Annotated in this window: 20 protein-coding genes; 11 read left to right on the plus strand and 9 right to left on the minus strand. The window is 68.5% G+C overall.

Going from position 1 to position 24,092, the window contains the following annotated elements; translation table 11 throughout:
- Nucleotides 1–25: 25 nt before the first annotated feature.
- A complete protein-coding gene (locus ML539_RS01945) occupies nt 26–1,984 on the minus strand; it encodes a hypothetical protein (protein ID WP_243320161.1) in 1,959 nt (652 codons plus the stop codon).
- A gap of 100 nt (nt 1,985–2,084) precedes the next feature.
- On the opposite strand from ML539_RS01945, the gene pilB reads away from it, so the two are divergent.
- From pilB to ML539_RS01965, 4 genes are all read left to right on the plus strand, one after another.
- Nucleotides 2,085–3,896 carry a type IV-A pilus assembly ATPase PilB gene (pilB, locus tag ML539_RS01950; protein WP_243320162.1) on the plus strand — a complete coding sequence of 604 codons (1,812 nt, stop codon included), beginning with the start codon at nt 2,085–2,087 and terminating at the stop codon, nt 3,894–3,896.
- Between the two features lie 12 nt (nt 3,897–3,908).
- On the plus strand, nt 3,909–5,099 hold the full coding sequence (locus ML539_RS01955; RefSeq protein ID WP_279341422.1) for a type IV pilus twitching motility protein PilT: 1,191 nt from the start codon (nt 3,909–3,911) through the stop codon (nt 5,097–5,099).
- Between the two features lie 92 nt (nt 5,100–5,191).
- The gene (locus tag ML539_RS01960; RefSeq protein ID WP_243320163.1) at nt 5,192–6,394 is read left to right on the plus strand and encodes a type II secretion system F family protein; all 1,203 of its coding nucleotides are present in this window, start codon (nt 5,192–5,194) and stop codon (nt 6,392–6,394) included.
- A gap of 56 nt (nt 6,395–6,450) precedes the next feature.
- A complete protein-coding gene (locus ML539_RS01965; RefSeq protein ID WP_243320166.1) occupies nt 6,451–6,900 on the plus strand; it encodes a prepilin-type N-terminal cleavage/methylation domain-containing protein in 450 nt (149 codons plus the stop codon).
- Between the two features lie 21 nt (nt 6,901–6,921).
- Here the strand turns inward: ML539_RS01965 and ML539_RS01970 are convergent, their stop codons facing one another.
- From ML539_RS01970 to ML539_RS01980, 3 genes are all read right to left on the minus strand, one after another.
- Nucleotides 6,922–7,704: a tetratricopeptide repeat protein gene (locus ML539_RS01970; RefSeq protein WP_243320168.1), complete on the minus strand. Its 783-nt coding sequence runs from the start codon at nt 7,702–7,704 to the stop codon at nt 6,922–6,924.
- A gap of 90 nt (nt 7,705–7,794) precedes the next feature.
- Nucleotides 7,795–8,337 (minus strand): type II secretion system protein, encoded by a 543-nt coding sequence (locus ML539_RS15355; protein WP_279341423.1) that lies wholly within the window; start codon nt 8,335–8,337, stop codon nt 7,795–7,797.
- Nucleotides 8,338–8,497: 160 nt separating this feature from the next.
- Nucleotides 8,498–9,586 (minus strand): tetratricopeptide repeat protein, encoded by a 1,089-nt coding sequence (locus tag ML539_RS01980; protein WP_243320170.1) that lies wholly within the window; start codon nt 9,584–9,586, stop codon nt 8,498–8,500.
- Between the two features lie 109 nt (nt 9,587–9,695).
- On the opposite strand from ML539_RS01980, the gene ML539_RS01985 reads away from it, so the two are divergent.
- The 3 genes from ML539_RS01985 (at nt 9,696) to ML539_RS01995 (ending at nt 11,105) form a co-directional block, all read left to right on the plus strand.
- Nucleotides 9,696–9,920, plus strand: a complete 225-nt coding sequence (locus ML539_RS01985; protein ID WP_243320172.1) for a type II toxin-antitoxin system CcdA family antitoxin — start codon at nt 9,696–9,698, stop codon at nt 9,918–9,920.
- Nucleotides 9,920–10,237 carry a CcdB family protein gene (locus ML539_RS01990; protein ID WP_243320174.1) on the plus strand — a complete coding sequence of 106 codons (318 nt, stop codon included), beginning with the start codon at nt 9,920–9,922 and terminating at the stop codon, nt 10,235–10,237. The genes ML539_RS01985 and ML539_RS01990 overlap by 1 nt, the downstream gene beginning before the upstream one ends.
- An 88-nt stretch (nt 10,238–10,325) precedes the next feature.
- Nucleotides 10,326–11,105 carry an enoyl-ACP reductase gene (locus ML539_RS01995; RefSeq protein ID WP_243294240.1) on the plus strand — a complete coding sequence of 260 codons (780 nt, stop codon included), beginning with the start codon at nt 10,326–10,328 and terminating at the stop codon, nt 11,103–11,105.
- Nucleotides 11,106–11,229: 124 nt separating this feature from the next.
- Here ML539_RS01995 and ML539_RS02000 read toward each other — a convergent pair whose 3' ends face one another.
- Complete coding sequence (locus tag ML539_RS02000; protein ID WP_243320176.1) at nt 11,230–11,700, minus strand: peroxiredoxin; 471 nt, start codon at nt 11,698–11,700, stop codon at nt 11,230–11,232.
- 360 nt (nt 11,701–12,060) lie between these two features.
- Here ML539_RS02000 and ML539_RS02005 point away from each other — a divergent pair, with 360 nt between their 5' ends.
- Nucleotides 12,061–13,314 (plus strand): L-serine ammonia-lyase, iron-sulfur-dependent, subunit alpha, encoded by a 1,254-nt coding sequence (locus ML539_RS02005; protein ID WP_243320178.1) that lies wholly within the window; start codon nt 12,061–12,063, stop codon nt 13,312–13,314.
- A 14-nt stretch (nt 13,315–13,328) separates the two neighbouring features.
- Here the strand turns inward: ML539_RS02005 and ML539_RS02010 are convergent, their stop codons facing one another.
- From ML539_RS02010 to ML539_RS02020, 3 genes are read right to left on the minus strand one after another with little or no spacing between them, the layout of a single operon-like run.
- Nucleotides 13,329–14,036, minus strand: a complete 708-nt coding sequence (locus tag ML539_RS02010) for a hypothetical protein (protein ID WP_243320179.1) — start codon at nt 14,034–14,036, stop codon at nt 13,329–13,331.
- Nucleotides 14,033–14,680: a hypothetical protein gene (locus tag ML539_RS02015; protein ID WP_243320181.1), complete on the minus strand. Its 648-nt coding sequence runs from the start codon at nt 14,678–14,680 to the stop codon at nt 14,033–14,035. Before ML539_RS02015 ends, ML539_RS02010 begins: the two co-directional genes overlap by 4 nt.
- Complete coding sequence (locus tag ML539_RS02020; RefSeq protein ID WP_243320184.1) at nt 14,677–16,038, minus strand: ABC transporter substrate-binding protein; 1,362 nt, start codon at nt 16,036–16,038, stop codon at nt 14,677–14,679. Before ML539_RS02020 ends, ML539_RS02015 begins: the two co-directional genes overlap by 4 nt.
- 132 nt (nt 16,039–16,170) lie before the next feature.
- Between ML539_RS02020 and ML539_RS02025 the strand changes: the two genes are divergently transcribed.
- From ML539_RS02025 to ML539_RS02035, 3 genes are read left to right on the plus strand one after another with little or no spacing between them, the layout of a single operon-like run.
- On the plus strand, nt 16,171–17,925 hold the full coding sequence (locus ML539_RS02025; RefSeq protein WP_243320186.1) for an ABC transporter ATP-binding protein: 1,755 nt from the start codon (nt 16,171–16,173) through the stop codon (nt 17,923–17,925).
- Nucleotides 17,922–19,808: an FUSC family protein gene (locus tag ML539_RS02030; protein ID WP_243320188.1), complete on the plus strand. Its 1,887-nt coding sequence runs from the start codon at nt 17,922–17,924 to the stop codon at nt 19,806–19,808. The genes ML539_RS02025 and ML539_RS02030 overlap by 4 nt, the downstream gene beginning before the upstream one ends.
- 46 nt (nt 19,809–19,854) lie before the next feature.
- A complete protein-coding gene (locus tag ML539_RS02035; RefSeq protein ID WP_243320189.1) occupies nt 19,855–22,323 on the plus strand; it encodes a serine/threonine-protein kinase in 2,469 nt (822 codons plus the stop codon).
- 10 nt (nt 22,324–22,333) lie between these two features.
- Here ML539_RS02035 and ML539_RS02040 read toward each other — a convergent pair whose 3' ends face one another.
- On the minus strand, nt 22,334–23,965 hold the full coding sequence (locus tag ML539_RS02040; protein WP_243320192.1) for a GspE/PulE family protein: 1,632 nt from the start codon (nt 23,963–23,965) through the stop codon (nt 22,334–22,336).
- Between the last annotated feature and the right edge of the window lie 127 nt (nt 23,966–24,092).

Below are 24,092 nucleotides of genomic sequence, written 5' to 3' on the forward strand. Positions count from 1 at the left end.
GGGGGGTCGGGTCGTTCGCGGGCGGTCAGCCCAGCGCGGCTTCGAGTCTCATGGCGAGTTGGCCGAGGTGGGCGGCGAGCGGCTCCAGGACGGGAAGCGAGCCTTCCCGCTGCCCGCGCTCGGCGCGGATCCAGCGCTTGAGAAGGACCACGGCCTGGGCGTCGCGCACGCCGAGGCGCTTGGTGCTCTGGATCAGCTTGTGGGAAAGGCGGGCGCGCTCGGGTCCCGCCGGGCTTCCCCTCAGGCTGGCGATGAGCTGCAGGGCTTCCTGGGCCACTTCCAGGTCCTGCCGGATGAGGGGCACCCGGGCGTTGATCCGGAGCAGGAACAGCTCCAGGAATCGCAGCAGCTCGCCCAGCACGTCCATGGCGTCACGGAGGGCCTGGTGGACCTCCTCCGGGGATTCCAGCAGCTGGCCCAGGTCCGCGATGAGCCGTTCGGCCTCCTCGCGGTCGGGCCGCCTCATCAGCGGGAACTCCGGACTGCGGCGGAAGGCCAGCAGGTGGCGGTAGGCCTGGGCGAGCCCGAGGGCGAGCCGGGGCCAGTCCTGGAGCTCCAGGCTCAGGAGGAGGTGGGTGTGGATGGGCGGGACCTGCTCCCAGAGCCGCTGGATGCGTAGCCGGAGGCGATCCCCCTCTTCCATCAGGCTGGGGGAGTCCGGGAACAGGCGCTGCTGCACGTCAGGAGAGAACAGGCCCACGAGCTCGCCCATGAGCTGCTTCTGGTGATTGAGGAGCAGGCCGCGCAGGCTGTCCTGAGCGTGGGCCACCTGCTCGGCGTCGGCCCCGGCCAGGGCCTGCTGCAGGAGGCTCCGCAGGGTCCCCTGGTCCTGGCGCAGGCTCAGCACGGCCTGGCGGAGGTAGGCCCGGAGCCGGGGGGCCTCGGGCCGGTCGGGGTTCACCAGGGCGGCCCGGCCAGGGTCGTAGGCGCGTTCCGCCACCCGCCCCAGCTCGGATTCGATGACCAGAAAGGTGGGCACGGACGCGTAGATCTCCTGGGCGCCGGCTCCGGCCGAAGGTTCCAGGGACTCCATCAACCCCAGGAGGGAGATGTGGCTGGCCATGGCCCGGGCCACCACGGAGAAGAGGGCCGGATCCCCGGCACGGAGATCCCGGAGCAGCTGCCGCAGCTCGACCGGGGTGCGGTCCCTGAACAGCTCGGCGTCCATGCGGGGCAGCACCCAGCCCAGGTGGTCCCAGAGCCAGCGCAGGCTTCCTCGCACCTGCTCCACCGCAGGCCAATGGATGCCCCGATCCATGGGCCGCATCAGGCCCAGGCGCAGGTTGGACACCACGTGCTGCAGCAGCAGCAGGGGCTCCACGCGGGCATGGAACTCCGGAGGGATGCAGGCTTCCAGGTGCTCCGCCAGCCGGGCCAGGGACTCCTCAAGCCGGCCCTGGCCCTGGATGGCCCGGTTCACCACCTTCATCTGGGCGTTCAGCCGCGCCACGGCCTCTGGTCCGTCCTTGCAGGTCTGGAGCGCGGTCAGGATCTGGCGGAAGGAATCGCGGTGATCTTCCAGGAAGGCCGCCCACAAGGCCTGAAGGGTTCCGGCTTCCTCTCCGGGCGGGGCGGCCATGGTCCGGAGCGAGGCCAGGAGATCAAGCAGCAGGCCCACCCACGCCGGCTGGTCGTGTTCCACCATCAGCTCCCGATGGGCGGTGCCGGTCAGGTGGGCCAGCCGCCCGAGGCTGTGCTGCAGAACCAGCCCCATGGCGACCCGGGCTTCGCCGAGGCGGCGGGGCGAGAACTGGTGCAGAAAGGCCAGGAAGAGTCCGAGGTTGCGTCGCAGGTTGGCCTGGGCCGGGGACTCCTCGCTGCTGGCAGGCTCACCGGAAGGCGCTTCCAGCAGGGGATCCAGGTCTCCGGCCCCTTCCCGCAGGATGTCCTCCAGCAGGGCCAGGTCCGTCCTGGATAGGCCTTTCTCCCGGATCAATTGCCGGGCCAGCATCAGACGCTGGGGCGGAGTCCCTGGGGCAGGCATGGCGAAAGCATACAATGGGCCGGGCGTGGGATACCTCCGGGAGGTGTTACCATCGCATCACCCCACCCGGAGGCAGCCAGTGGTCAGCAAGCTAGGGGAAATGCTCGTCAAAGCTCAGCTCCTCACGGATGCCCAGTTGGAAGAAGTGATCAGGATCCAGCGCCGGGAAGGCGGCAAGCTGGGCAGCATCGTCGTGCGCCAGGGCTACTGCTCGGACCAGGACATCGTCAGCTTCCTGGGCATGCAGTACGGCGTCCCCGCAGCGGACCTGGAGCAGTGGCCGCCCATCGATCCCGCTGTCATCGCGCTGATCCCGAAGGACCTGGCCCAGCGTCACAAGGTGCTGCCCCTGCAGCGCACCGGCAATGTCCTGACCCTGGCCATGTCCGATCCCACGGACATCTTCGCCATGGATGACGTGCGGTTCCACACCGGCTACAACGTGGATCCCGTCGTCTCCAGCGAGATGGGCCTGGTGCGGGCCGTCGAGAAGTACTACGGGGGCTCCAGCGGCCTGCGCCTGGCGGATGCCCAGGGCGCGCGGACCACCATGGGCGGCGCGGCGGCGGCCGGTCCCACCGACACCGGCCCTTCGAATCCATTCAATGAGCAGGACGAGCAATTCGACCTCCAGGACCTGGAGCAGGAGCTGGACGCCGACGCCGAGTACGAAGCCACGGACGACGACGAAGAGAGCATCAACGTCGGCGCCCTGAAGAAGGGCAGCGAGGATGCCCCGGTGGTGAAGCTCGTGAACATGGTGCTCATCGACGCCATCAAGCGCGGCGCCTCGGACATCCACGTCGAGCCCTACGAGAAGAACTACCGCATCCGCTTCCGCATCGACGGCATCCTCCAGGAGGTGATGCGGCCGAACCTCAAGCTGAGGGACCCCCTCACCTCCCGCGTGAAGATCCTGGCCAAGCTCAACATCGCCGAGAAGCGCCTGCCCCAGGACGGCCGCATCAAGCTGCGCGTGAACATGGGCGGCCGGCAGAAGGTCATCGACTACCGCGTGAGCATCCTGCCCACCCTCTTCGGCGAGAAGATCGTGCTGCGGCTGCTGGACAGCGACAAGCTCATGCTCGACCTCACCAAGCTCGGCTTCGAGCCCGAGAGCCTGGAGCGCTGGGACCGGCAGATCTCCAAGCCCTACGGCATGGTGCTGGTGACGGGACCCACGGGATCGGGCAAGACGAACACGCTGTATTCTTCCATCGCCAAGCTCAATACCGTGGACACCAACATCCTGACGGCCGAGGATCCCGTCGAGTTCAACTTCCCCGGCATCAACCAGGTGCAGATGAAGGAGCAGATCGGCCTCAACTTCGCCGCCGCCCTGCGCTCCTTCCTCCGCCAGGATCCCAACATCATCCTCGTGGGCGAGATCCGCGACTTCGAGACGGCGGAGATCGCCATCAAGGCCTCGCTCACGGGCCACCTGGTGCTTTCAACCCTGCACACCAACGACGCCCCCAGCACCATCAACCGCCTCATGAACATGGGCGTGGAGCCGTTCCTGGTGGCCACCTCGGTGAACATCATCTGCGCCCAGCGCCTGGTGCGGCGCCTCTGCAACAGCTGCAAGGCCGTCGACACCCACCATCAGCCCGAGGAGGCCCTGCGCGAGGTGGGCTTCACGCCGGAGGAGATCCAGCGGGGCATCACCTTCTACAAGCCTGTCGGGTGCGATATTTGCAACAAGCGCGGCTACAAGGGCCGCGTCGGCCTCTACGAGGTGCTGGAGATGTCGGAGACCCTGAAGGACATGATCCTCACGGGCGCCTCGGCCATCGAACTCCGCGAGCAGGGGCAGAAGGAGGGCATGATCACCCTCCGCCGCTCCGGTTGCCGCAAGGTGCTCGACGGCGTCACCACCATCGAAGAGATCATCCGCGAGACAGTCCTCTAGGAAAGGTTCGGCATGAGTGAGATCGGTTCCAACTACGTAGCTCCGCTGCAGCAGCTGCTCAAGACGATGGTGGAGTACGGGGGCACCGACCTCCACATCACCACGGACTCGGCGCCGCAGATCCGCATCGACGGTCGCATGGTGCCTCTCAAGCTGCCCCCCATGGACGCCTCCCAGACCCGCTGGCTCTGCTACGGCGTCATGACCGACCAGCAGAAGCACCGCCTGGAGGAGGACCTGGAGGTGGACTTCTCCTTCGGCCTCCAGGGCGTGGCCCGCTTCCGCGCCAACGTCTTCAACCAGCGGGGCGCCACGGCGGGCGTCTTCCGCACCATCCCCGAGAACATCCGCAGCTTCGACCAGCTGGGCCTGCCGCCCTCGGTCCAGGCCCTCTGCGACAAGCCCCGCGGCCTGGTGCTGGTGACCGGCGTGACGGGCTCCGGCAAGTCCACGACCCTGGCCGCGATGGTGGACAAGATCAACGCCGAGGAACCCGTCCACATCCTCACCATCGAGGACCCGGTGGAGTACGTGCACAAGCACCGGCGAGCCCTGGTGAACCAGCGCGAGATCCACGCGGACACCCACAGCTTCAAGAAGGCCCTGCGCTCGGCCCTCCGCCAGGATCCCGACGTGGTGCTGGTGGGAGAGCTGCGCGACCTGGAAACCATCGAATCGGCGCTCACCATCGCCGAGACGGGCCACCTCACCTTCGCCACCCTGCACACCAACAGCACCGTGCAGACCATCAACCGCATCATCGACGTGTTCCCCAGCCACCAGCAGGCCCAGGTGAGGGCCCAGCTCTCCCTGGTGCTGGAGGGCGTCATCTGCCAGAGCCTCATCCCCAAGGTGGGCGGCAAGGGGCGGGCGCTGGCGCTGGAGATCATGATCCCCAACTCCGCCATCCGGAACCTCATCCGCGAGGACAAGATCCACCAGATCTACGGCACCATGCAGTCCGGCCAAACAAAATACGGCATGCAGACCTTCAACCAGAGCCTCTCGGACCTGGTGCTCCGCAAGGAGATCAGCCAGGAGCAGGCCTTCGAGTACACCTCGAACGCCGACGAGCTGCGGGAGCTCATCAACCGGGGCGTGGGCGTCGGCGCGGCCGGCGGCCGCGGGGCGGCTCCGGCCCAGCCGGCCGCCACCAGCAATCCCGCACTGGGGGGCCGGAATCCCAACATCAAGTACACCTAAACCATTCCCTGCGACCCATTAGCTCTTCACCACTGATCCATTCCTGCCTATCCTGAAGGCACCATCGTTCCCAGCTGTCCGCCGAGGTCCGCATGCCCGCATACGCATGGAAAGGCAAGAATCGATTGGGGGAGGCCCAGGAGGGCGTCCTGGTGTCCGAATCCCGGGATGCCGCCGCCGCCACCCTGAAGCGCAACGGCATCGAAGTCACGGGCATCAGCGCCATGGCCGCCAAGGGCACCAAGTCCTTCGGCAAGGTGAAGCCCAAGGATCTTGCCATCTTCACCCGGCAGTTCAGCGTGATGATCGATGCGGGCCTGCCCCTGGTGCAGTGCCTGGAGATCCTGGGCGCCCAGCAGGTGGACAAGGGCTTCCAGAAGATCATCGAGGCCGTGCGCGAGGACGTGGAGAAGGGCCTCACCCTGCAGGCGGCCCTTTCCAAGCACCCCAAGGCCTTCAACGACCTCTACGTGAACATGGTGGGCGCCGGCGAGAGCGGCGGCATCCTGGATGTCATCCTCCAGCGGCTCTCGGGCTACATCGAGAAGGCCGTCAAGCTCACGGCCAAGGTGAAGGGCGCCATGACCTACCCGGTGGCCGTTATCTCCATCGCCATCGCCGTGGTGGTCATCATCATGGTGAAGGTGATTCCCGTCTTCTCCGCCATGTATGACGGCCTGGGCAGCAAGCTGCCATTCCCCACCCTCGTCTGCATGGCCCTCTCCAATGCCCTCATCAACTACAGTTGGCTCATCATCATCGCCATCGCCCTCATCGTGGTGGGCCTGCGCCAGTACTATAAGACGACGGCGGGCCGGCTCCAGATTGACAGCCTCATGCTGAAGATTCCCATCATCGGCGACGTGCTTCGCAAGGTGGCCGTGGCCCGGTTCTGCCGCACCCTGGGCACCCTCATCAGCTCTGGCGTGCCCATCCTCGAAGGCATGGACATCACGGCCCGCACCGCCGGCAACATGGTCATTCAGAACGCCATCCTGAAATCCAAGGACGCCGTGGAACAGGGCCGCAACATCGCCACTCCGCTGGCGGAAACCAAGGTCTTCCCGCCCATGGTGGTGCAGATGGTGGGCGTGGGTGAGGCCACGGGCGCCCTGGACGCCATGCTCTCCAAGGTGGCGGACTTCTACGAGGACGAGGTGGACAACGCCGTGGCCAACCTCACCAGCCTCATGGAACCCGTCATGATCGCCATGCTCGGCGGCATCATCGGCTTCATCGTCATCGCCATGTATATGCCCATCTTCAACCTGGCCAACGTGTTCGGGAAAGACTGAGCGGGCGCCGTTCCGCACGCGCCTTGCATGCTTACCTGAACATCCTGGAGGTCCCCATGTCCGGTCTGCTGTCCCGCCTGTCGCCCCGCCGTGCCGACCGGGCGCGCGGTTTTTCCCTGGTCGAGCTCCTGCTGGTCCTGGCCCTCATCGGCATCATCAGCGCCATCGCCATCCCCAGCTACCTGGGGCAGCGGCGCCGGGCCCGGGTCATCGGCGATGCCATGTCCAACGCCAAGACCCTCCAGATGATTCTTGAGAACCGCAGGGCCGAAACGGGTCTCTATGCTGTGGAGGGTACCTATGATTGGACGGCGGATGGCAAAGCTACCACCGGTCCCGCCCTCCTCCCCACGTTCGTGCCCCAAGGCAACAGCAAGATGGACTACACCCTTGTGGTGGATGCCAGCGGTCTCACCTACACCTTGACGGTCACGGACACCACCCTGGGTGGGGCAACCGCTTTTCAAACCAACCAAGCCGGTCAGGAACTGAAACGCCTCCACTGACCCCGGGGTGACAGGGGTTCATTAGTCCTGGCGCTCCATGACGGCGCGTCTCTGCTGTTGATTTAGTCTCTGCCCCATGGATTGCACGTAGATCTGCTGGAAGGGGTCCAACCCTTGGGCCTTGGCCTTCAACAGCCAACGGTAGCCTTCCACGGGATCGGCAGATCCACCCAGACCCTCTGAAAGCATCCGCCCGAAAGCGAAGATCGCATTGGTATTCCCCAGCTGCGCCTCCCGTTGAATGAAAGTTCGGGCCTGCGCATAGGTTTGTTGTGCTGATTCGCCGGGTTCGGCAAGGCCGGGGCGAACAGTCAGGATCTCTCCAACCAGGAGCATCGCCAACGGATGGCCTTGAGCCGCTGCAGCGCGCGCCCATCGAAGGGCAGCAATGGGATCCGAGGGGCCGCCCGTCCCCCCATACCACATCTGAGCCAGGGTGAACTCAGCTTCCCGGTCACCCTGGCTGGCTGCCCGGGTCAACCAGGCCCTTGCCTGGATGCGGTCCTGTGGAAGCAGTCCCCTCCCCGAGAAGTAGTCCATGGCAAGCGCACGCTGAGCTTCGGCCTTGCCGAAGGTCGCTTCGGCGAAGGCCCAGGCCAGGGGGCCATGCAGCAGAATCGCCGAGATCAGCACAGTCAGAGGGCCGGCCCAACGGAAGGTCCGGAGCAGTCGGAAGACAGAAGCCCGTCCCTGGCTGCCGATGCGGTTCAGATAGAAACCGAAAAGAATGCTCCAACCCAGCAGGAGGAGCAGGCTGACCAGCAGCAGGATGGGCAGGGCGGTCTTCATGTGCTCGCTGTTCATCGATCGGTTCCCAGGAATAAGTGTAAGGAGGGCGCGGTTCAAACGAAAACCGGGCCCCGTTCGGGGCCCGGTTTCGGAGGTCAGGCTGGATTACTCCAGGTTGCTGACCTTGTAGAACACGTGGGTGGCGGTACCAGCGGCATCGGTGAAGGAATTGTAGAGGTACACGGCGGTCACCAGGGTGCCGGGGATGGCGGGGGTGGCGGTGCCATCGGGGGGCAGGTAGCCGATCTGGACCTGGCCCTGGTTGGTGGCGGTAGCGGCTGTGCGCGTAGCGGTTCCGTCGACAGCGGTTTCCGAGACAATCGTCTGGTTGTAGGCGGGGAGGGCACCAGTGGTGTTCCAGGGGTTCTTGGACACCCAGAGGGCATTGATCTTCGTGGTGGCAGCGTCAGTTCCGACGATGTTGGTGGTGAAGGTGGACACGGTGGAGACATCAGTGCCTTCCTCACGAGCCTTGTCGTAGGCGGAGATGAAGTCGCCGATGATGGCGGAGCAGTTCTCCTGGGCGCTCTTGTCGCGGGCGCGGGCGCGCTGGCCGAGCAGGGCCGGGATGGCGATGGCGCTGATGATGCCGATGATGGCGAGCACGAGCAGCAGTTCGATGAGGGTGAAGCCCTTCTGGCTCTTCATGGAGTTCTCCTATGGGCGATTGCCGCGCTTAAGGTATCAACCTCCGTGCCAACGGGCCAACCGGAATCCGAACCCTTGTGTGAACAGGGCCTCAGGACCCCCAACTCAGCACCCATGACTCTCTCCGCTGGGCCGAAGGTCAAGAAACTGACGCGATGGGTCAGTCCCCCTGCTCCAACGCGTCCATCAGGTCCCTCGCCCCCCGATGCTTCGGATCGAGCTTCAGGGTTTCCTGGGCGGCCTTGCGGGCTTCATCTTTCCTTCCCAGGTCGCGGAGGATCTGGCCTTTGCGCCACCAGGCGCCGGGGGTGCCGGCGGCGCCGCCTTCGAGGGGCTCGCGGAGGACCTGGTCGAGGGCGGCCAGGCCTTCGGGGCGGTGGAGGCCGCTGACGGCGGCCACCTTGCCCAGCTGCAGGCGCAGGAGGCTGGGGGCGTCCACCTGGGCGAGGTGGTCCTGGACCACCTGCCAGGCGAGGTCGGGGCGGCCGCCGTGCAGGTAGGCGTCGCTGACGGCGGCCACGCCCCGGGCGCGGGTGCGCACGCCGGGCAGCAGGCGGGCGGCCTCGGCGAGCAGGCGGGCGTTCTTCCCGGCTTCACCCAGGGCCTTCTTGGCGGGGCGGCGGTCCAAGGCATCGAGCCACTGGCCCACCACTTCGGGATCCTGGGGCGCCTGTGTCAGGGCGCGACCGAAGTACGGCTGGGCCTCCCACCACTTGTTTTCTTCGACCAGGACCAGGGCCTGGAGAAGGTCCCCTCGGGCCGGAGCCACGCGGCGGAGCTGGTCGGCACAGCGCAGGGCCTTTCGGGTGGAGCCGCCCAGAATGCCCGGCAGCATCTCGTAGGCCAGACCCAGGCTCATCCAGGCGGGGGCCAGCGTGGGATCGGCCTCCGTGGCGGCGCGCAGGTCGTCCATGGCGTCCAGGGCGCCGCGCAGGCTGCCGAAGTCCCGCTGGCGGATGGCCTCGCCCGCCCGGGCCAGACCCCGGGCCAGGAGGGCGTCCGCCAGGCGGGGATTCAAGGCCAGGGCCCGGTCCGCGGCCGAGTGGGCCTCGGCGAAGCGCTGAAGGCTGGAGAGGGCCTGGGACTTGGCCGCCCAGGCCGCGGCATCATTCGGGTCCTGGCGCAGGCGGGCCTCGGCGTCTGCGAGCACCTTGAGGTAGCGCCCGGCATCCAGGTCGGCCCGAAAAGAGGGCGCCGCGGGCTGGGCCAGGAACACAAGGGCGATGGGGACGGGGAGGGGCACGGGCATCCTTCAAGCGAACGCGAAGACATGAGTAACAGGATTGAAAGCGGACAGGCAGGATTCGGTTGACGGATGCATGGATGATGCGCATATTCAATGCGTATCGGGAGGGTCCATGGCATCCAAGAAGGCGGTCAACCTCAGCCTGGACAGCGATTTGCTGAAGGAAGCCCGGGATCTGGGGCTCAACCTTTCGGGTGTGGCTGAGGAAGCCATCGCCTATGCAGTGAAGGCCCGGCAGGCGGAGCGCTGGGCGGAGGAGAACCGGGTGGCGATCGAGGCTTACAACCGGCGGATCGAGGCCCAGGGGGTGTTCAGCGATGGAGTCCGGACCTTCTGATGGCGGTGTGCACGGTCTTCAAGAACCCTAATCCCCGGACGAACGCCGCGGTCCCCTACCTGCTGGACGTGCAATCGAAGCTGTTCTCGGAACTCGGTACCCGGCTGGTGGTGCCGCTGTACCGGGCCGAAGCCGCCGGGGTGCAGGCCATTTCCCGGTTGACCCCGGTGATGCGGTTCCAAGGTGCCTCCCTGGTGGCCATGGTCCCGGAGCTGGCGGGCATTCCCCGAAGGGAGCTGGGGGTTCCGTGCGGGGATCTTCCTGACGCGCGGAACGAGGTTCTCCGGGCCATCGACCTCCTGCTGGCAGGATTCTGAAGGCCCCGTCCTGACCTCGGGTATAGCGTGGCGGCGCGGGTTCGGCTATGCTAAGTGATTGTTTGCACATGGCTCTGGAGGAGATCGCATGAGCGCCAAGGGCGGATTGTTGGAAGGGAAGCGGGGCCTGATCATCGGCGTGGCGAACAAGCGGTCCATCGCCTGGGGCATCACCCAGAAGGTGGCCGAGGCCGGCGCCCAGCTCTGCCTGACCTACCAGAACGAGCGCCTGGGCGAGAACGTCCGCGAGCTGGCGGCGGAGCTGAAGAATCCCCTGCTGCTGCCCATGGACGTGGGCAGCGACAGCCAGATCGTCATGGCCTTCGACGAGATCCGCAAGAAGTGGGGCAAGCTCGACTTCCTGGTGCACGCGGTGGCCTACGCCCCCCGGCAGGCCCTGGAAGGCCGCTTCGTGGAGACCAGCCGCGAGGACTTCCGCGTAGCCCACGACATCAGCGCCTACTCCCTGGCGGCGGTCTGCAACGCGGCCCAGCCCCTCATGGCCGAGGGCGGCTCCATCGTGACCCTCAGCTACCTGGGCGGTGAGCGGGTGGTGCCCGGATACAACGTGATGGGCGTAGCCAAGGCCGCTCTGGAATCCACCGTGCGCTACCTGGCCGCGGATCTGGGGCCTCAGGGCATCCGCGTGAACGCCATCTCCGCCGGCCCCATCAAGACCCTGGCCTCCTCGGCCATTCCCGGCATCGGCTCCAAGCTGAAGGCCCACCGCTCCCACACCCCGCTGCAGCGCGACACGGACCAGCTGGAAGTGGGCGATGCCGGCGTGTTCCTCGTCAGCGACATGGGCCGCGGCATCACCGGCCAGGTGCTCTACGTGGACGGCGGCTTCAGCATCATGGCGGGGTGAGGGTCGGCCGTTCGAAGGGTGGGGACAGGATTAACAGGATGGAAAGACGGATTAACGGAATTTAAAAAACGAGATCGCTTTTTTTAGTACTGTTAATCAAGCACTTAATCCTGTTAATCCTGTCTCAGCTTTTCAGCTTCTCGAGCACGTCCAGCACCTCCTGCACATGCCCCTTCACGCTCACCTTGGGCCAGACGTGGCGGACGACGCCCTTGGGGTCGATGAGGAAGGTGCTGCGGATGATGCCTTCCACTTCCTTGCCGTACATCATCTTCTTGCCGAAGGCGCCGAGTGGCTTGAGAAGGGCGCAGTCGGGGTCGGAGAGCAGGCGGAAGGGGAGGCTCTGCTTGGTGATGAAGTTCTGGTGGCTCTTGAGGCTGTCGCGGCTGAGGCCGTAGACCTGGGCGCCCAGGGCCTGCATGCGGGTCCAGCTGTCGCGGAGGTCGCAGGCCTCCGTGGTGCAGCCGGGGGTGCTGTCCTTGGGGTAGGCGTAGAGCACGGTCCAGCGGCCCTTGAGGTCCGCGGCCGTGACCGTGGCGCCCTGGTCGTCCTGGAGGGAGAAGGCGGGGAGGGGATGTCCGATCAGCGAGGTCATGGGTCGTAGCCTAATACGAGTCGAGTCCCCGGCGTGGGGGAAGCCGCTCGAAAGGATTATTCCGCCACCGATTTCGATGATTCCGTCGATGAAAAGCAGATTGCCGCCTCGCTGCAGCATGGGCTCTATGGGGGCGCCAGGGTCGCGACCTTCTGGGGAGGTGAGGCCCTGGCGCCCCCATGACTTCCGGCAAAGCCGGAAGCGGCCTGAGGACGGCCCATGCGGGAAGCATCCGAGGCGCAATCACCGCCATCGGCGAAATTGGTGGCGAAATAGCTTTTCTCCCGGAAGCCGTTCCTCCGCCGCCTGTGACCGGGGACATGCGGTCTTGCGGCCAGAATGGGGGCCGCGAGGTTGTCCATGGATCTGACCGAGTACCTGTCCGCCGAATGGAAGCCGGCCCTGGGCTGCACGGAGCCCGCGGCGGTGGCCTACGCCGCCTGCCTGGCGGCCCGCCAGGGGCGCGGCGAGCCGCGCATGGCCCGGCTGGTGCTTGATGTGCGCACCTACAAGAACTGCCATGCCGTGGGCATTCCCAACAGCGGCGGGCGCACCGGGGTGCTCTGGGCGCTCGCCCTGGGGGCCGTGCTTCCGGACCCCTCGCCGGCGCTGCAGATGTTTGAAACCGTCACGCCCGAAGCGCTCGAGCAGGCTGGACGGCTGCTGGACCGCGGCGCGCTCCACGTGGAGGTGGACGCCTCCCGCACGGAGCTCTACATTGACTGCACCGTGGCCTGCGAAGGGGGCGTGGGGCGGGCGGTGCTGGAGCAGGAGCACACCCGCCTGACCCGCCTGGAGACGGATGGCGTGGCGGTGCCCCTCGCCGCGGCCCAGGTGGACCCGGACGCGGGAGACCGCATCCGGGAGCAGGTCGGGACCAGATCCCTGGCGCAATTGGTGGCTCTGGCGGGAACGATCACCGAGGCGGACCGGGTGCGCCTGCGCGAGGGCCTGGCCCTCAACCTCGCCATGGCCGAGCACAGCGTCAACCACCTCCCGCCGGGCTTCGTGCCCGGGCCCGACGGCGAGCCCTGGCTCCGCATCCCGCGCCTGGTGAGCTCCGGTGTGCTGGGCCGCATGTCCGGCGAGCCGCTCACGGTCATGTCCCTGGCCGGCTCCGGCAACAAGGGCATCACCGTGTCTGTCGCCCTGGGTCTGTGGGCCCGGCGCAAGGGGTACGAGGAGGCCCGCATCGAGGAGGCCCTGGCCCTGGCCTGCCTCCTGACCACGGCCACCACCCACCGCCTGGGGACGCTATCGGCGGTGTGCGGGGCCTCCAATGCGGCCGGCATCGGCATCGCCGTGGGCCTGGTGCACCTGGGCGGTGGCGGCATCCCCCAGATGGAGCTGGCCATCCACAACATGGTGGGCAACCTGGCGGGGCTCATCTGCGATGGGGCCAAGATCGGCTGCGCCATGAAGGCCATGACCGGCGCGGAGGCGGCGTTCCGTTCGGCGGAACTGGCCCTGGCGGGCTTCGGCATTCCCGGAACGGATGGCATCGTGGGCGCCACCGGCGAGGCCTCCCTGGCCCATTTGGGCCGCCTGGCCCAGCAGGGCATGGCCTGCGCCGATGGGGAGATCCTGGACATCATGCAGGCCAAGCTGGGCTGAGAAGGGAGACCGCCTCAGAGGCTCGCCCGCCGGGGCACGGACGCCCAGGCCAGGCCCAGCACCAGAGCCAGCGCAGCCCAGCCGAGGGGAGTGGGGTCCGTGGCGAGACGGGGGAGCTGTTCCAGCAACAGGCGCCCCAGGCTGTCGTGGTCGGGACCGGGGCCCAGGCCGAGGGTGGACAGGGTGGCCTCGCCCCACAGGGCCCCGAGCCAGGCGCTGGGGAAGAGGCCCGCAGCCTGATCCAGGGCCCAGGGAGACCAGCGGCGGAGAGTGGAGGCCGGCGTGGCGCCCAGGGTCCGCTCTGCGGCCCTGGCCGGCGAATGGCGGAAGGCGTCGAGCTTGACGCGCAGGGGAGGCTCCAGGTGGGGGGCCAGCAGCAGGCCCAGCAGCAGGAAGAGGGCCGCGATGCCGAGGCCTCCGGCGGCCGCGGCCAGGGGAAGCAGGAAGAGCACCGGCGGCAGGCTGCGCAGGGCGGATGCCGCGCCCGACCAGCGCCGGCCGTGCCAGGCGAGCAGCAGCGCGGCCCCCAGCCCCAGCAGGGCGCAGGCGCTGGCGAATCCCACGCTGCGGGAACCCGCCAGCAGCAGGCGCAGCAGGGCATCCCGCCCCAGGTCGTCCACCCCCAAGGGATGGCCGGGCGAGGCGGGGAGCCCCCCGTGGAACGGGTCGAGGGGCAGGTCCGGGAGGGCCAGTGCCAGAAGGAAGGCGAGGCGCCATTTCACGGCGCGGCCTCCGGATCCATCCATCTGGACAGCAGCCAGAGCAGGGCCAGCGCCGCCACCCAGGCGGAAAGTCCGGCGCGATCCCGACCGGCCACGCGATCCATCCAGTCCATGCCGAGACCCGGCACGCCCAGCATCCGTTCCAGGACCATCGAGGCCGTGAGCCAGATGGGAAGCCGCGCCGCGATCCAGCGGCCCGTGAGGCGTGCGAGAGCGAGCCGCCGTGCCCGGAGCGTCACCGCCCGGCCCCAGGCGGCGGGGAAGGGCACCTCGCCGGGAAGCGCCGTCGCCAGCCACCGGACCTCGCCAGGGAGGGCGGCCAGGAGGAAGGCCGCGAGCCAGCCGCCCGGGCCCGGCGGGCCCCAGGCCGCGGGCCAGAGGGCGAGCAAGGTGCCGGCCCAGAGCAAATCAGGTGGGGCTTCCAGCAGGGCCAGGGAGCTCCGGACCGCCAGGGTGGGCCCGCCAAGCCAGGCCAGCACCGGCGCCGCGATGGCCAGGGCGCCCAGGGCGAGGGCCGCCGGAAGCAGGGCGTGAACCGGAAAAGACGGGGGCGGAACCGGCCGCCAGAGGGCGCCGGGCAGGCTCCAGGCCAGGGCCAGGGCGAGGCCCCAGACGGCCAGGCCCTGCAGGCTGGCCCGCCTCACCGGTTCCAGCGCCAGCCCGCGGCCCCCGGCGTGGCCAGGTACAGACCCAGGGGGCTGGGCGTCACGGCGAGGCGCTTGTCCACCCAGACCACGCTCTGGAAGTCGAGGATGGGCAGCGCCGCCGGATGCTTGGCCCAGACACCCTGGAGTTCCCGCCAGCCGAGATCGCCCGCCTGCCGGAGCCCGGCGGCCAGCGAGGCGACCTGGGGGTCGGACCAGCCGGTGACGTTCATGGGGCCCCTGGGTTCGAGGTATTCCAGGACGGCCCAGGGATGAGGCTCGAAGACCACCACGGAACAGGCCAGTTCGAACTCGCCCTTGCGGAGCCGGTCCACCAGGATGGCCTGCTCCAGGGGCATCAGCTGGAGGTCGAAGCCGTCCTTCCGGGCCCGGTCCCGCAGCGCCAGCAGCAGGTTCTCGGTGGACGCCTCGCCTGCGGCATAGAGCAGCTTCAGCCGGCCCGGGGGCTTGGGCGGATCAGCCGGACTGTCGATGGCCTGGGGATCGAAGCCCAGGCTCTCGGGCCACAGGCCGCGGCTGGGCCTGGCGTTTTGCCCCAGCAGGCCGGGCGGGAAGGCGTCCTGGCGCCAGCGCTCCAGGAGCTGCAGGGGCCCCGTTCCGGCGTGGCTCCAGACCACCAGCTGGGCGTTCATGGGCTGGACGACCACGCGATGGGAGGTGGGCGGCGGCAGGGGCCGGGCCGGCGGGGCGCCGATGGTGAGCCAGCCTTTCTGGAGGGCCTGGAGCACGGCGGTCGGGTCGGGCAGCAGGCGGAACCGGATGCCGTCGATGCGTGGCTTCAGGAAGTGGTCCCGGCGGTAGAAGGTCCAGGCCGCGGGATCCTTCTGGAAGCGGAAGGGGCCGGAGCCGCGCTCGGGATGGCCCTTCTGGGCCACGGGCACCCGGGCCAGCTCCAGCAGCAGGCGACCGGGGGGCTTGGGTGAGCGGATCCAGATCCGGCCGTCCTGCTGTCCGGTCACCGCGCCGTCGAGAATCGCCCGCTTGGTGGCGCTGGCGGAGGGGTCGCGGCGGATCTCGGAGAAGGTCCAGAGCACGTCGTCCGGCGTCACCAGGCTGCCGTCGGTGAATCGCGCGTCGTCGCGCAGGGTGAAGGTGATCAGCCCGTCCCTCTGGATCTTCCAGGAGGCGGCCAGCCTGGGCACGGCCTGTCCCTCGGACCCTAGGCCCACGAGCGAGTCGCCGGCCAGGGACTGGAGGATCCACTGCTCGTAGCTGTCGCCGCGGATGAAGTCCAGGGGCCCGGGATCCCGGGGCAGGGACTCCTCGACCATCTGGCCCCAGGCCGGAGCGAGGGCGGAGAGGAAGACCAAGGTCAGGGCGGCAAGGCGATTCCGCATGGCTGGGGGCTCGAGGAAGTTTCATCCAGCATGCCCGGGTGCCCAGGGCTCTGCCAAGGGACCCTGCCAGGCGACACCGCCAGGGGACACCACCGGACGATGGCTGTTGCTACTCTGATTGGCGGAGGCCTCGTGGCGGATCTTTCGGAATCCAAGCTGTTCTGGTGGTGGCCGCTGATGAATCGCCACCGGCGGACCCTCTACTGGGGTTTGGCAGCCACGGTCTGGTGCAGCGTGGCCGCCTCCGTGGTGCCTTACTGGTCCGGCCGGGCGGTGCACGCCCTGGAGCGCCAGGACTGGCATGGCTCGCGGGTCTTCCTGGCGTGGATGCTGGCCTTCACGGCGGCGGCGGGGATTGGCCGCTACCTCATGCGCAACACGCTCATCGGCCTCAGCCGCGACGTGGAGCGGGAGCAGCGCGAGTCCCTCTACACGTTCCTGCTGTCGCGCCCCTTCGCCTTCTACGAGCGGCAGCGGGTGGGCGACCTCATGTCCCGCCTGGGCGACGACGTGGGCACGGTGCGCATGGCCACGGGGCCGGGGCTCATGAGCTTCCTCCAGGTGCTCTCGATCCTGCCGGTGACGCTGGGCCTGATGTTCAGCACGAGCTGGAAGCTCACCGTCGCGGTCATGCTGCCCTTCTCCTTCCTGGCCATGGGCTACTACGTCATCGGGAAATGGAGCCACGTGGTGCAGCAGAAGCTGCAGCTGGCCTTCTCGGCCCTCACCACTCACAGCCACGAGACCATCAGCGGCGAGCGCGTGGTGCAGGCCTTCGGCCTGGAGCGGATCCGGGTGGCCCAGTTCAGCGAGCTCAGCCGTCGCCACGCCTCCCTCAGCATGAAGCAGTCGGTGATCTTCAGTGCCTACGCGCCCCTGTCCGCCTTCATCAGCGGCGTGTCGGCCCTGGTGCTGGTGGCCTACGGCGGCAGCCTGGTGGTGCGGGGCGTCCTCAACCTGGGCGACCTCACCGCCTTCACGGGCTTCCTGGTGGCCCTGGCCTGGCCGATGATGAGCCTGGGCTGGTCGGCCAACCTGTTCCAGCGGGCCAGGGCCGGCCAGGAGCGGCTGGACCAGCTGCTGCGCAGCCCGGAAACCTCCCTGCCGCCCGCCGAGGCCATCGCGCTGCCGGAGGTTCCCGCCGCGCTGGTCCTGGATGGCGCCAGCCACCGCTTCGAGACCGGCCGCGGCCTGGGCCCCCTGGATCTCACCCTGGCGCCGGGCGACAGCCTGGCCGTGGTGGGCGGCATCGGCTCGGGCAAGACCCTGCTGCTGCAGATGCTGGCGGGCCTGCGCGCTCCCCAGGCGGGGCGCCTGCTCGTGGACGGGGAGTCCCTGTCGGATGCCACCCTGCGTCGCCACTGGGCCGGCCTGGGCTGGGTGCCCCAGGAAGCCTTCCTCTTCTCGGACACGCTGCGCATGAACCTGGCCATGGGGCGCCCCGAGGCCACCGAGGAGGAGATCTGGGAGATCGCCCGCGTCGTGGCCATGGATGACCTCATCCACCGCCTGCCCCAGGGGCTGGACACGGTGGTGGGCGAGCGGGGCGTGGCCCTCAGCGGCGGCGAGCGCCAGCGGACGGCCCTGGCCCGCGCCCTCCTGCGCCGCCCCCGCCTGCTCCTCCTGGATGACGCCCTGTCGGCGGTGGACGCGGAGACCGAGAGCCGCATCCTCGAGAACCTCCGCGCCTTCCTCGGCAAGTCCACGCTGGTGCTGGCCACGCACCGGGTGTTCGTGGCGGAGACCTGCACCCGGGTGCTGGTGCTGGAGGAGGGCCGTGCGGTCCAGCTGGACACGCCCGAGGTTCTGGCCACTCAGCCGGGCCTCTTCGCGCGCCTCAAGCGGCTGCAGAGCCTGGAACGGGAGCTGGTGAAGGGAACCCTGTGAAGGTTTCCTTCCTCGACCGCGCCGTGGTGTCGCGGGGGCTGGTGCTGGCCCTCTCCGCCTGGGTCGCCTTCACCATCGCCACGCTGGTGCATGTGCAGAACGCCTACTGGGCGGCCATGCCGGTGTGGGTGGTGGCCCAGGCCTCCCGCGGGGTGCTCCTGGAGCGGGCCCTCTTCCGCGTGGTGGGCACCCTGCTGGGGGCGGCCGTGGGCTTCGCGCTGCTCCACGTGCCCGCACCCCCCTACGTCCAGTTCCTCCTGCTGGGCCTGTGGGTGGCCCTTAACGGCGGCCTCACGCACGTTCTGCGGGGCGTGCATGGCTACGGGGCGCTGTTGGCGGGGATCACCGCCGCCATCGTCGTCGTCCCCTCCGTGCTGGCGCCGGGGGCCTCCCTGGAACTCGCCACGGCGCGGGTGGAGTGCACCCTCATCGGCGTGCTGGTGACCACGGTCATCACGGGCCTGGCGACCCCCAAGTCGCCGGCCCAGGCCTTCTTCCTCCAGATCCGGGGCCTGTCGGCGGACGCGGTGGCCTACGCCGCGGAGGTGCTGCGCCATGGCGCCCCGGCCATGGGCGCAGAGAAGCGCCGCATCCTCGCGGAGATCAGCGAGGTGGAGGCCTCCGCCCGCCTGACCCTGGCGGGATCCTTCGAGGGGTACCGGCGGCTGCACGATGTGGATTCGCTGGTGGTGGGCGCGCTGGGCGTCATGAGCGCCGCGGTGGCGCTCCGGCCTCAGGTCGCGGCGCCGGCCGGCTGGATGGAGGAGCTGGTCTCCAGGCTGACCTCCCTGGCGGAGCGCCTGCGCTCGGCATCGGATCTGCCGCTGGAGGAGACCTCTCCCATCGACGCGGGGGCAGGCGAGCGCCTCTCCCGTGCCCTGGCCCGTCTTTTTGAGGCCAACGCGGCGCTGGCCCGGCCCCTGGGGCCCTCCCGGGCGCTCCCCTTCCGGCGCGAATTGGCCGTCCTCGCGCCGCACCGGGAATGGCCCCAGGCTGGGCGCACGGCCCTGGCCTCCGGAGCCGCCGCCTTCCTGGCCGCGGCCCTGGCCCACGGGACCGCCTCGCCCCTGGTGGTCCAGGCCGCGATGGGCCTCTGCATCTTCCCCCTGGTGCTGGGATCCATGGCGCTGCCCCAGCGCGTGGCGCCCAAGCTGCTGACCGGCGTGGTGGCCGGGGCCACCGTGGCGGTCCTGTACCGCCTGCTGGTGCAGCCGGTCTTTCCCGCACCCCCGGCGCTGTGGTGGACCCTGGCGCCCTTCCTGCTGGTCGGCGGCCTCCTGAGGGCCCACCCCCGCACGGCCATCGCGGGCGTGGACTTCAACATGTGCTTCATGCTGGCCAGTCAGGCCGGCGCCACGGCGGTTGTCAGCCCTCTGGCCATTGTCGGCGGATCGGCCGCGCTGGCCGCCGCGGCTGGCCTGGTGGCCGGCGCCTACATCCTGGTGCCACGCAGCTCTGTGAAGCAGGCGGAGGAAGCCGTCGGCGTCATCCGTCGGGACCTGCTCCGGATGGTGGAGCCCGGCCCAGGGGACGCCATCGGCGACTGGCGGGCCCGCGGCGCGCGGCAGATCCTGCGGCTCTCGCTCCACCTGGGCCGCGCCAAGGAACTGGGCCGGCGCTGGCCCAAGGGGATGCTGGCGGTGCTGAGTCTGGGGCACGCCATCGAGCAGCTGCACGAGGTTCCCGACACTTTGGGCGGAAGCGTCAAGCGGGAAGCTTTCGACGCCTTGCGGGGCCTGGTCGGGGATCCCCACGGGACGGCTCGGATCATGCGGGCCCTGGCTGAGGCCGCCCCGGAGCCATCCCTGCGGGACCCGATGCTCGATCTGGCCGAAAGCCTCGAGGGATCGGCGGAACTGTTGAGCTCCGGTCGATTCCTGTAGCCGGAATTCTGCTAGTCTGCTGGGACTGTACCTACGGTCGTGCTCCATGAGCCTCGCCCCTGGAACGAATCTCGGCCCCTACCGGATCCTCAGCCTACTGGGGAAGGGCGGCATGGGGGAGGTGTACCGGGCGGAGGATCCCAAGCTCCGACGGGAGGTGGCCATCAAGGTGCTGCCTGGGGCCTTCGCGGAGGATCCGGAACGCCTGCGGCGCTTCGAGCGGGAGGCGCGGGCGGCGAGCGCCCTGAACCACCCGAATATCCTGACCATCTACGAACTGGAGCTCAGCGACGGAAGGCCGTACCTGGTAATGGAGCTTCTGGAAGGGCAGACGCTCCGAACCCTGATGGACCATGGGGCCTTTCCCGTGGAGCGGGTGGTGGATCTGGCCGAGCAGATCGCGGCAGGGCTTGCCGCGGCCCATGAACGGGGGATTGTCCACCGGGACTTGAAGCCGGAGAACCTGTTCCTTACGCGGGATCGGGTGGTGAAGATCCTGGACTTCGGCTTGGCGAAGCAGGAGTCGCTGGGAAGGGCGGATTCGACCGAGGAGACCGCGGCGGGAGCGGTGCTGGGCACCACCTCGTACATGAGCCCCGAACAGGCTTGCGGCCGCCCGGTGGACTTCCGTACGGATCAATTCAGCCTAGGGGTGGTGCTGTACGAGATGTTGAGCGGGTGCCAGCCCTTCATCGGGCATTCGGCCGCTGAAACGCTCGTGGCGATCATGCGCGAGGATCCGTCTCCCCTGTTGCCGCCCGGCGCGCTGGCGGAGGTGGTGGCGCGATGCCTGGAGAAAGCGCCGGAGAGGCGATATGGCTCGACGAAGGAACTGGCGCGACAGTTGGGTTCCCTGCACCGTCAAGCGGCTTCCGGCGGGGATCCATCGGTGAAGGGCTCTCCGCTGGGGTGGAGGCGCCGGGCCAAGCCGGTCCTGATTGGAGCCGCCCTGGCGGGGGCGGTCATGGCGCTGGGCTGGCCCGTCTGGAGGTTGAGATCCCAGAAGCCGCCCGGGAACCCGAACCTGGTAGTGTTGCCCGCCAAGGTAGTGGGGCCCGCCGAATCGGCCTTTCTGGCGGACGCCATTCCCGACACGCTCTCGACCCTGCTGGCGGGTGTGGAGGGGCTGGATACGAAGGTGCCTCCTACCAGCTACCAGGTGGAAAAGGTGCATGGGGACCTGGGGAAGATCGCGGAGGCTTACGGGGTGGAGAACCTGGTGGTGACCTCGGTGACTGCCGAGGGGGAGAGACTCATCCTGATTACGCAGCTGGTGGAGACGGCCACCTTGAAGGTCAAGTGGGCGGGCCGGTTCGAGGGGTCCCGCGGGGCCTACCAGCACCTTCTGGAACAGGCGACGGATTCGCTCATCGGTTTCCTGAAACCATCCAGTGCCCCTTATGATCCGCGTCGGATCGGGCGGGGCCCGACGGAGGTGGAGGTGGAACTCGGCCTTCGGGAGGGGGTGTTTTTCCAGCAGCGCTATGCCCGCAGCAAGGATCCGCGGGACTTTGACCAGGGGCTGATGGCGTTCCAGCGCGCCCACCGCCTGGACCCCGCCAATGCGCGCCTGGTCGCCGAGATCGCCGGGCTCTTCGAATTCCAGCACTTCATCACGAGAGATGCGCGGGCCGGCGCGGAGGCAGAGCAGTGGGTGGCGCGGGCTCTGGCTCTGGATCCCCGCTGCGGCCGCGCCTGGGCCGTCCGGAGCCAAATCGAGGTCAACCGGCCCAAGGTCGACCCCATGGCCGTGACGGCCTTCGCCATCAAGGCGACGCACTATGCGCCGACCGAGGCCCGGGGCTTCATCACGCTGGGCTCCGTGGCCCCCACGGCCGGATTCCAGCAGGCCGCCGGTCTGAGGAGCATGGAGCTCGATCCCCTGAACCCGCTGGGGTACTCGTGGGCGGCCATGTGCCTGACGATGCGGGGGCGCACAGCTGAAGGGGTCGCGATGGCGGAGCGGGCCGCGCGGGTGGAGAGTCGGCCTGGGTTCCATACCTGGATCCTGTATTTCTCCCTGTTCCATGCCGGTCGCTATGACGAGGCCCGGAAGGCCTACACCGAGATCCAATGGGAGGCAGTCTCCCGGCTCATGCGGTTCCTGATGGACGGGGATCTGGAGGGCGGAAGGCGGCTGGCGCGGCAGGTCCACCAGGACTGGCGCAGGGCGGACCTGGGCGCTATGGACTGGGTGAACCGCGCCGGGTTCTACGGCCCCCTGCTGGTCCGTCTGGACATGCGGGAGGAGGCCCTCTGGCTGCTGGACCAGTGCACGAACTCAGGCTTTCTGCCCTACCTGGACTGGCTGCTCGTGGATCCGGACATGCAGAAGCTCCGGGGCGATCCGCGGTACGCCAGGGCCGTTTCCGCAGCCCGGGACTCCGCCGCCACCTTCCTGGCGGAAGCCGAGGCGGCGAGGGCCCGGGGCGAGTTCCCCAGGTCGCTCGAACCGGCCCTGGCGGAGCTCCGGGAGCTGGTGGAACGCACCAAGGCCCCACCAAATGCGCACTGAACAGAGGTGATCAGGCCCCGTCGCGGAAGGTCACCTTGTTGATCTCGGCGAAGGTGGTAATCCCAAGTCTCACCTTCTCGATGGCGCTCTCCCGGAGGAACTGCATGCCGCCCCGGCGGGCCGCGGCCTTCACTTCGCGCGTCGGGGCGCGCTGGATGAGCAGCTCGCGGATCTCGTCGTTGAGGCCCATGAACTCGATGATGGCCTGTCGGCCCCGGAAGCCCGTGCCGTGGCAGTCCACGCAGCCCACGCGGTCGAAGAGGGTGGCGCTCCGCAGCCAGGCCTCGTCCACGCCGTTCTCCTCCAGCTCCTGGGGGGCGGGGAGCGGAGCGGGGCGCTTGCACTTGGGGCAGAGCACGCGGATGAGGCGCTGGGCGAGGATGCAGTTCAGGGACGACACGAAGTTGTAGACCTCGACGCCCATGTGCTGGAAGCGGCCGATGACGTCCAGCACGTTGTTGGCGTGGACGGTGGTGAAGACCAGGTGGCCCGTGAGGGCGGACTGGATGGCGATCTGGGCCGTCTCGGGGTCGCGGATCTCGCCGACGAGGATCTTGTCGGGGTCGTGGCGGAGGATGGAGCGCAGGCCCAGGGCGAAGGTGAGGCCCTTCTTCTCGTTCACGGGGATCTGGGTGACGCCCTCGAGCTGGTATTCGACGGGGTCCTCGATGGTGATGATCTTGTCCTCGGGGGCCTTGATCTCGCTCAGCACGGCGTAGAGGGTGGTGGTCTTGCCCGATCCCGTGGGGCCCGTCACCAGGAACATGCCGTAGGGTTCGCGGGAGAAGCGGCGCAGGCGCTTCAGCTCGTGCTCGGAGAAACCCAGGATCTCGAGGCTGAGGGCCTGAAACTCCTCGGTGAGGTTCTCCTTGTCGAGGATGCGGATCACCGCGTCCTCGCCGTGGATGGTGGGCATGATGCTCACGCGGAAGTCGATGGCCCGGCCGCGGACCTTGAGCTTGAAGCGGCCGTCCTGCGGCTTGCGCTTCTCGGCGATGTCCAGCTCGGACATGACCTTGATGCGACTGATGATGGGCGAGGCGAAGCGCCGGTCGATGGGCTCGGCGGCGGGATACAGGCTTCCGTCGATGCGGTACTTGATCTGGAAGCCCGAGGCCGTGGTCTCGAGGTGGATGTCGGAGGCGCGGCGCTGGAGGGCGTTGAAGACGGTGGTGTCGACGAGGCGGACGATGGGGGCCTCGTCCTTGTCGGTCAGGCGCTCGAGGTCGAGCACCTCCTCGTCCAGGTCCTCCTCGTGGAGCACCTGGATCTTGAGGGCCTCGCCGGCCTCGTCCATGACCTTCTGCCCGCTCTCGGACTTCTTCAGCACCTCCTGGATCTGCGCCAGGGGCGCGCCAGCGAAGCGCAGGGGGCGCTTGAGCTGCTGGCGCAGGAGGTCCTGGGTGGGGATGTCCAGGGGGTCGGCCATGGCCAGCCACAGCACGCCCTCCCGCTCCTGCACCGGCACGAAGTGGTGCTTGAGCATCAGGTCGAGCGGGATGGCCTGGAACAGGGCGAACTCCACCAGTTCCCGGGTCAGGTCCAGGGTGGGGTAGAGCTCCCGGGCCGGCCGGAAGCCAGTCAGGCCAGGATCGCCGGTCTCGACACTATCCGCGGGCTCCGGAGGATTGGGAAAAGTCATGGAATCATCCTACTGGAAGGCGCGCCCGCCCGGATGCGCGGAATCGGACCTGGATCACAAAGGACGCCCCGGTTGGCTTCGATCGTTGACCTGCGCCGTACCTGCGCCGCACAATGACTGGTCCTGG

This window comes from Geothrix sp. SG200, from assembly GCF_022808935.1.
Lineage (GTDB): Bacteria > Acidobacteriota > Holophagae > Holophagales > Holophagaceae > Geothrix > Geothrix alkalitolerans.

Excerpts from the sequence above, each read along its gene's own strand:
- ML539_RS01945 (WP_243320161.1), bottom strand. The coding sequence starts at position 1,984 with ATGCCTGCCCCAGGGACTCCGCCCCAGCGTCTGATGCTGGCCCGGCAA.
- pilB (WP_243320162.1), top strand. The coding sequence starts at position 2,085 with ATGCTCGTCAAAGCTCAGCTCCTCACGGATGCCCAGTTGGAAGAAGTG.
- ML539_RS01995 (WP_243294240.1), top strand. The coding sequence starts at position 10,326 with ATGAGCGCCAAGGGCGGATTGTTGGAAGGGAAGCGGGGCCTGATCATC.
- ML539_RS02005 (WP_243320178.1), top strand. The coding sequence starts at position 12,061 with ATGGATCTGACCGAGTACCTGTCCGCCGAATGGAAGCCGGCCCTGGGC.
- ML539_RS02035 (WP_243320189.1), top strand. The coding sequence starts at position 19,855 with ATGAGCCTCGCCCCTGGAACGAATCTCGGCCCCTACCGGATCCTCAGC.
- ML539_RS02040 (WP_243320192.1), bottom strand. The coding sequence starts at position 23,965 with ATGACTTTTCCCAATCCTCCGGAGCCCGCGGATAGTGTCGAGACCGGC.
- ML539_RS15355 (WP_279341423.1), bottom strand. The coding sequence starts at position 8,337 with ATGAAGAGCCAGAAGGGCTTCACCCTCATCGAACTGCTGCTCGTGCTC.
- ML539_RS01985 (WP_243320172.1), top strand. The coding sequence starts at position 9,696 with ATGGCATCCAAGAAGGCGGTCAACCTCAGCCTGGACAGCGATTTGCTG.
- ML539_RS01960 (WP_243320163.1), top strand. The coding sequence starts at position 5,192 with ATGCCCGCATACGCATGGAAAGGCAAGAATCGATTGGGGGAGGCCCAG.
- ML539_RS01965 (WP_243320166.1), top strand. The coding sequence starts at position 6,451 with ATGTCCGGTCTGCTGTCCCGCCTGTCGCCCCGCCGTGCCGACCGGGCG.
- ML539_RS02000 (WP_243320176.1), bottom strand. The coding sequence starts at position 11,700 with ATGACCTCGCTGATCGGACATCCCCTCCCCGCCTTCTCCCTCCAGGAC.
- ML539_RS02020 (WP_243320184.1), bottom strand. The coding sequence starts at position 16,038 with ATGCGGAATCGCCTTGCCGCCCTGACCTTGGTCTTCCTCTCCGCCCTC.
- ML539_RS01955 (WP_279341422.1), top strand. The coding sequence starts at position 3,909 with ATGAGTGAGATCGGTTCCAACTACGTAGCTCCGCTGCAGCAGCTGCTC.
- ML539_RS01980 (WP_243320170.1), bottom strand. The coding sequence starts at position 9,586 with ATGCCCGTGCCCCTCCCCGTCCCCATCGCCCTTGTGTTCCTGGCCCAG.
- ML539_RS01990 (WP_243320174.1), top strand. The coding sequence starts at position 9,920 with ATGGCGGTGTGCACGGTCTTCAAGAACCCTAATCCCCGGACGAACGCC.
- ML539_RS01970 (WP_243320168.1), bottom strand. The coding sequence starts at position 7,704 with ATGAACAGCGAGCACATGAAGACCGCCCTGCCCATCCTGCTGCTGGTC.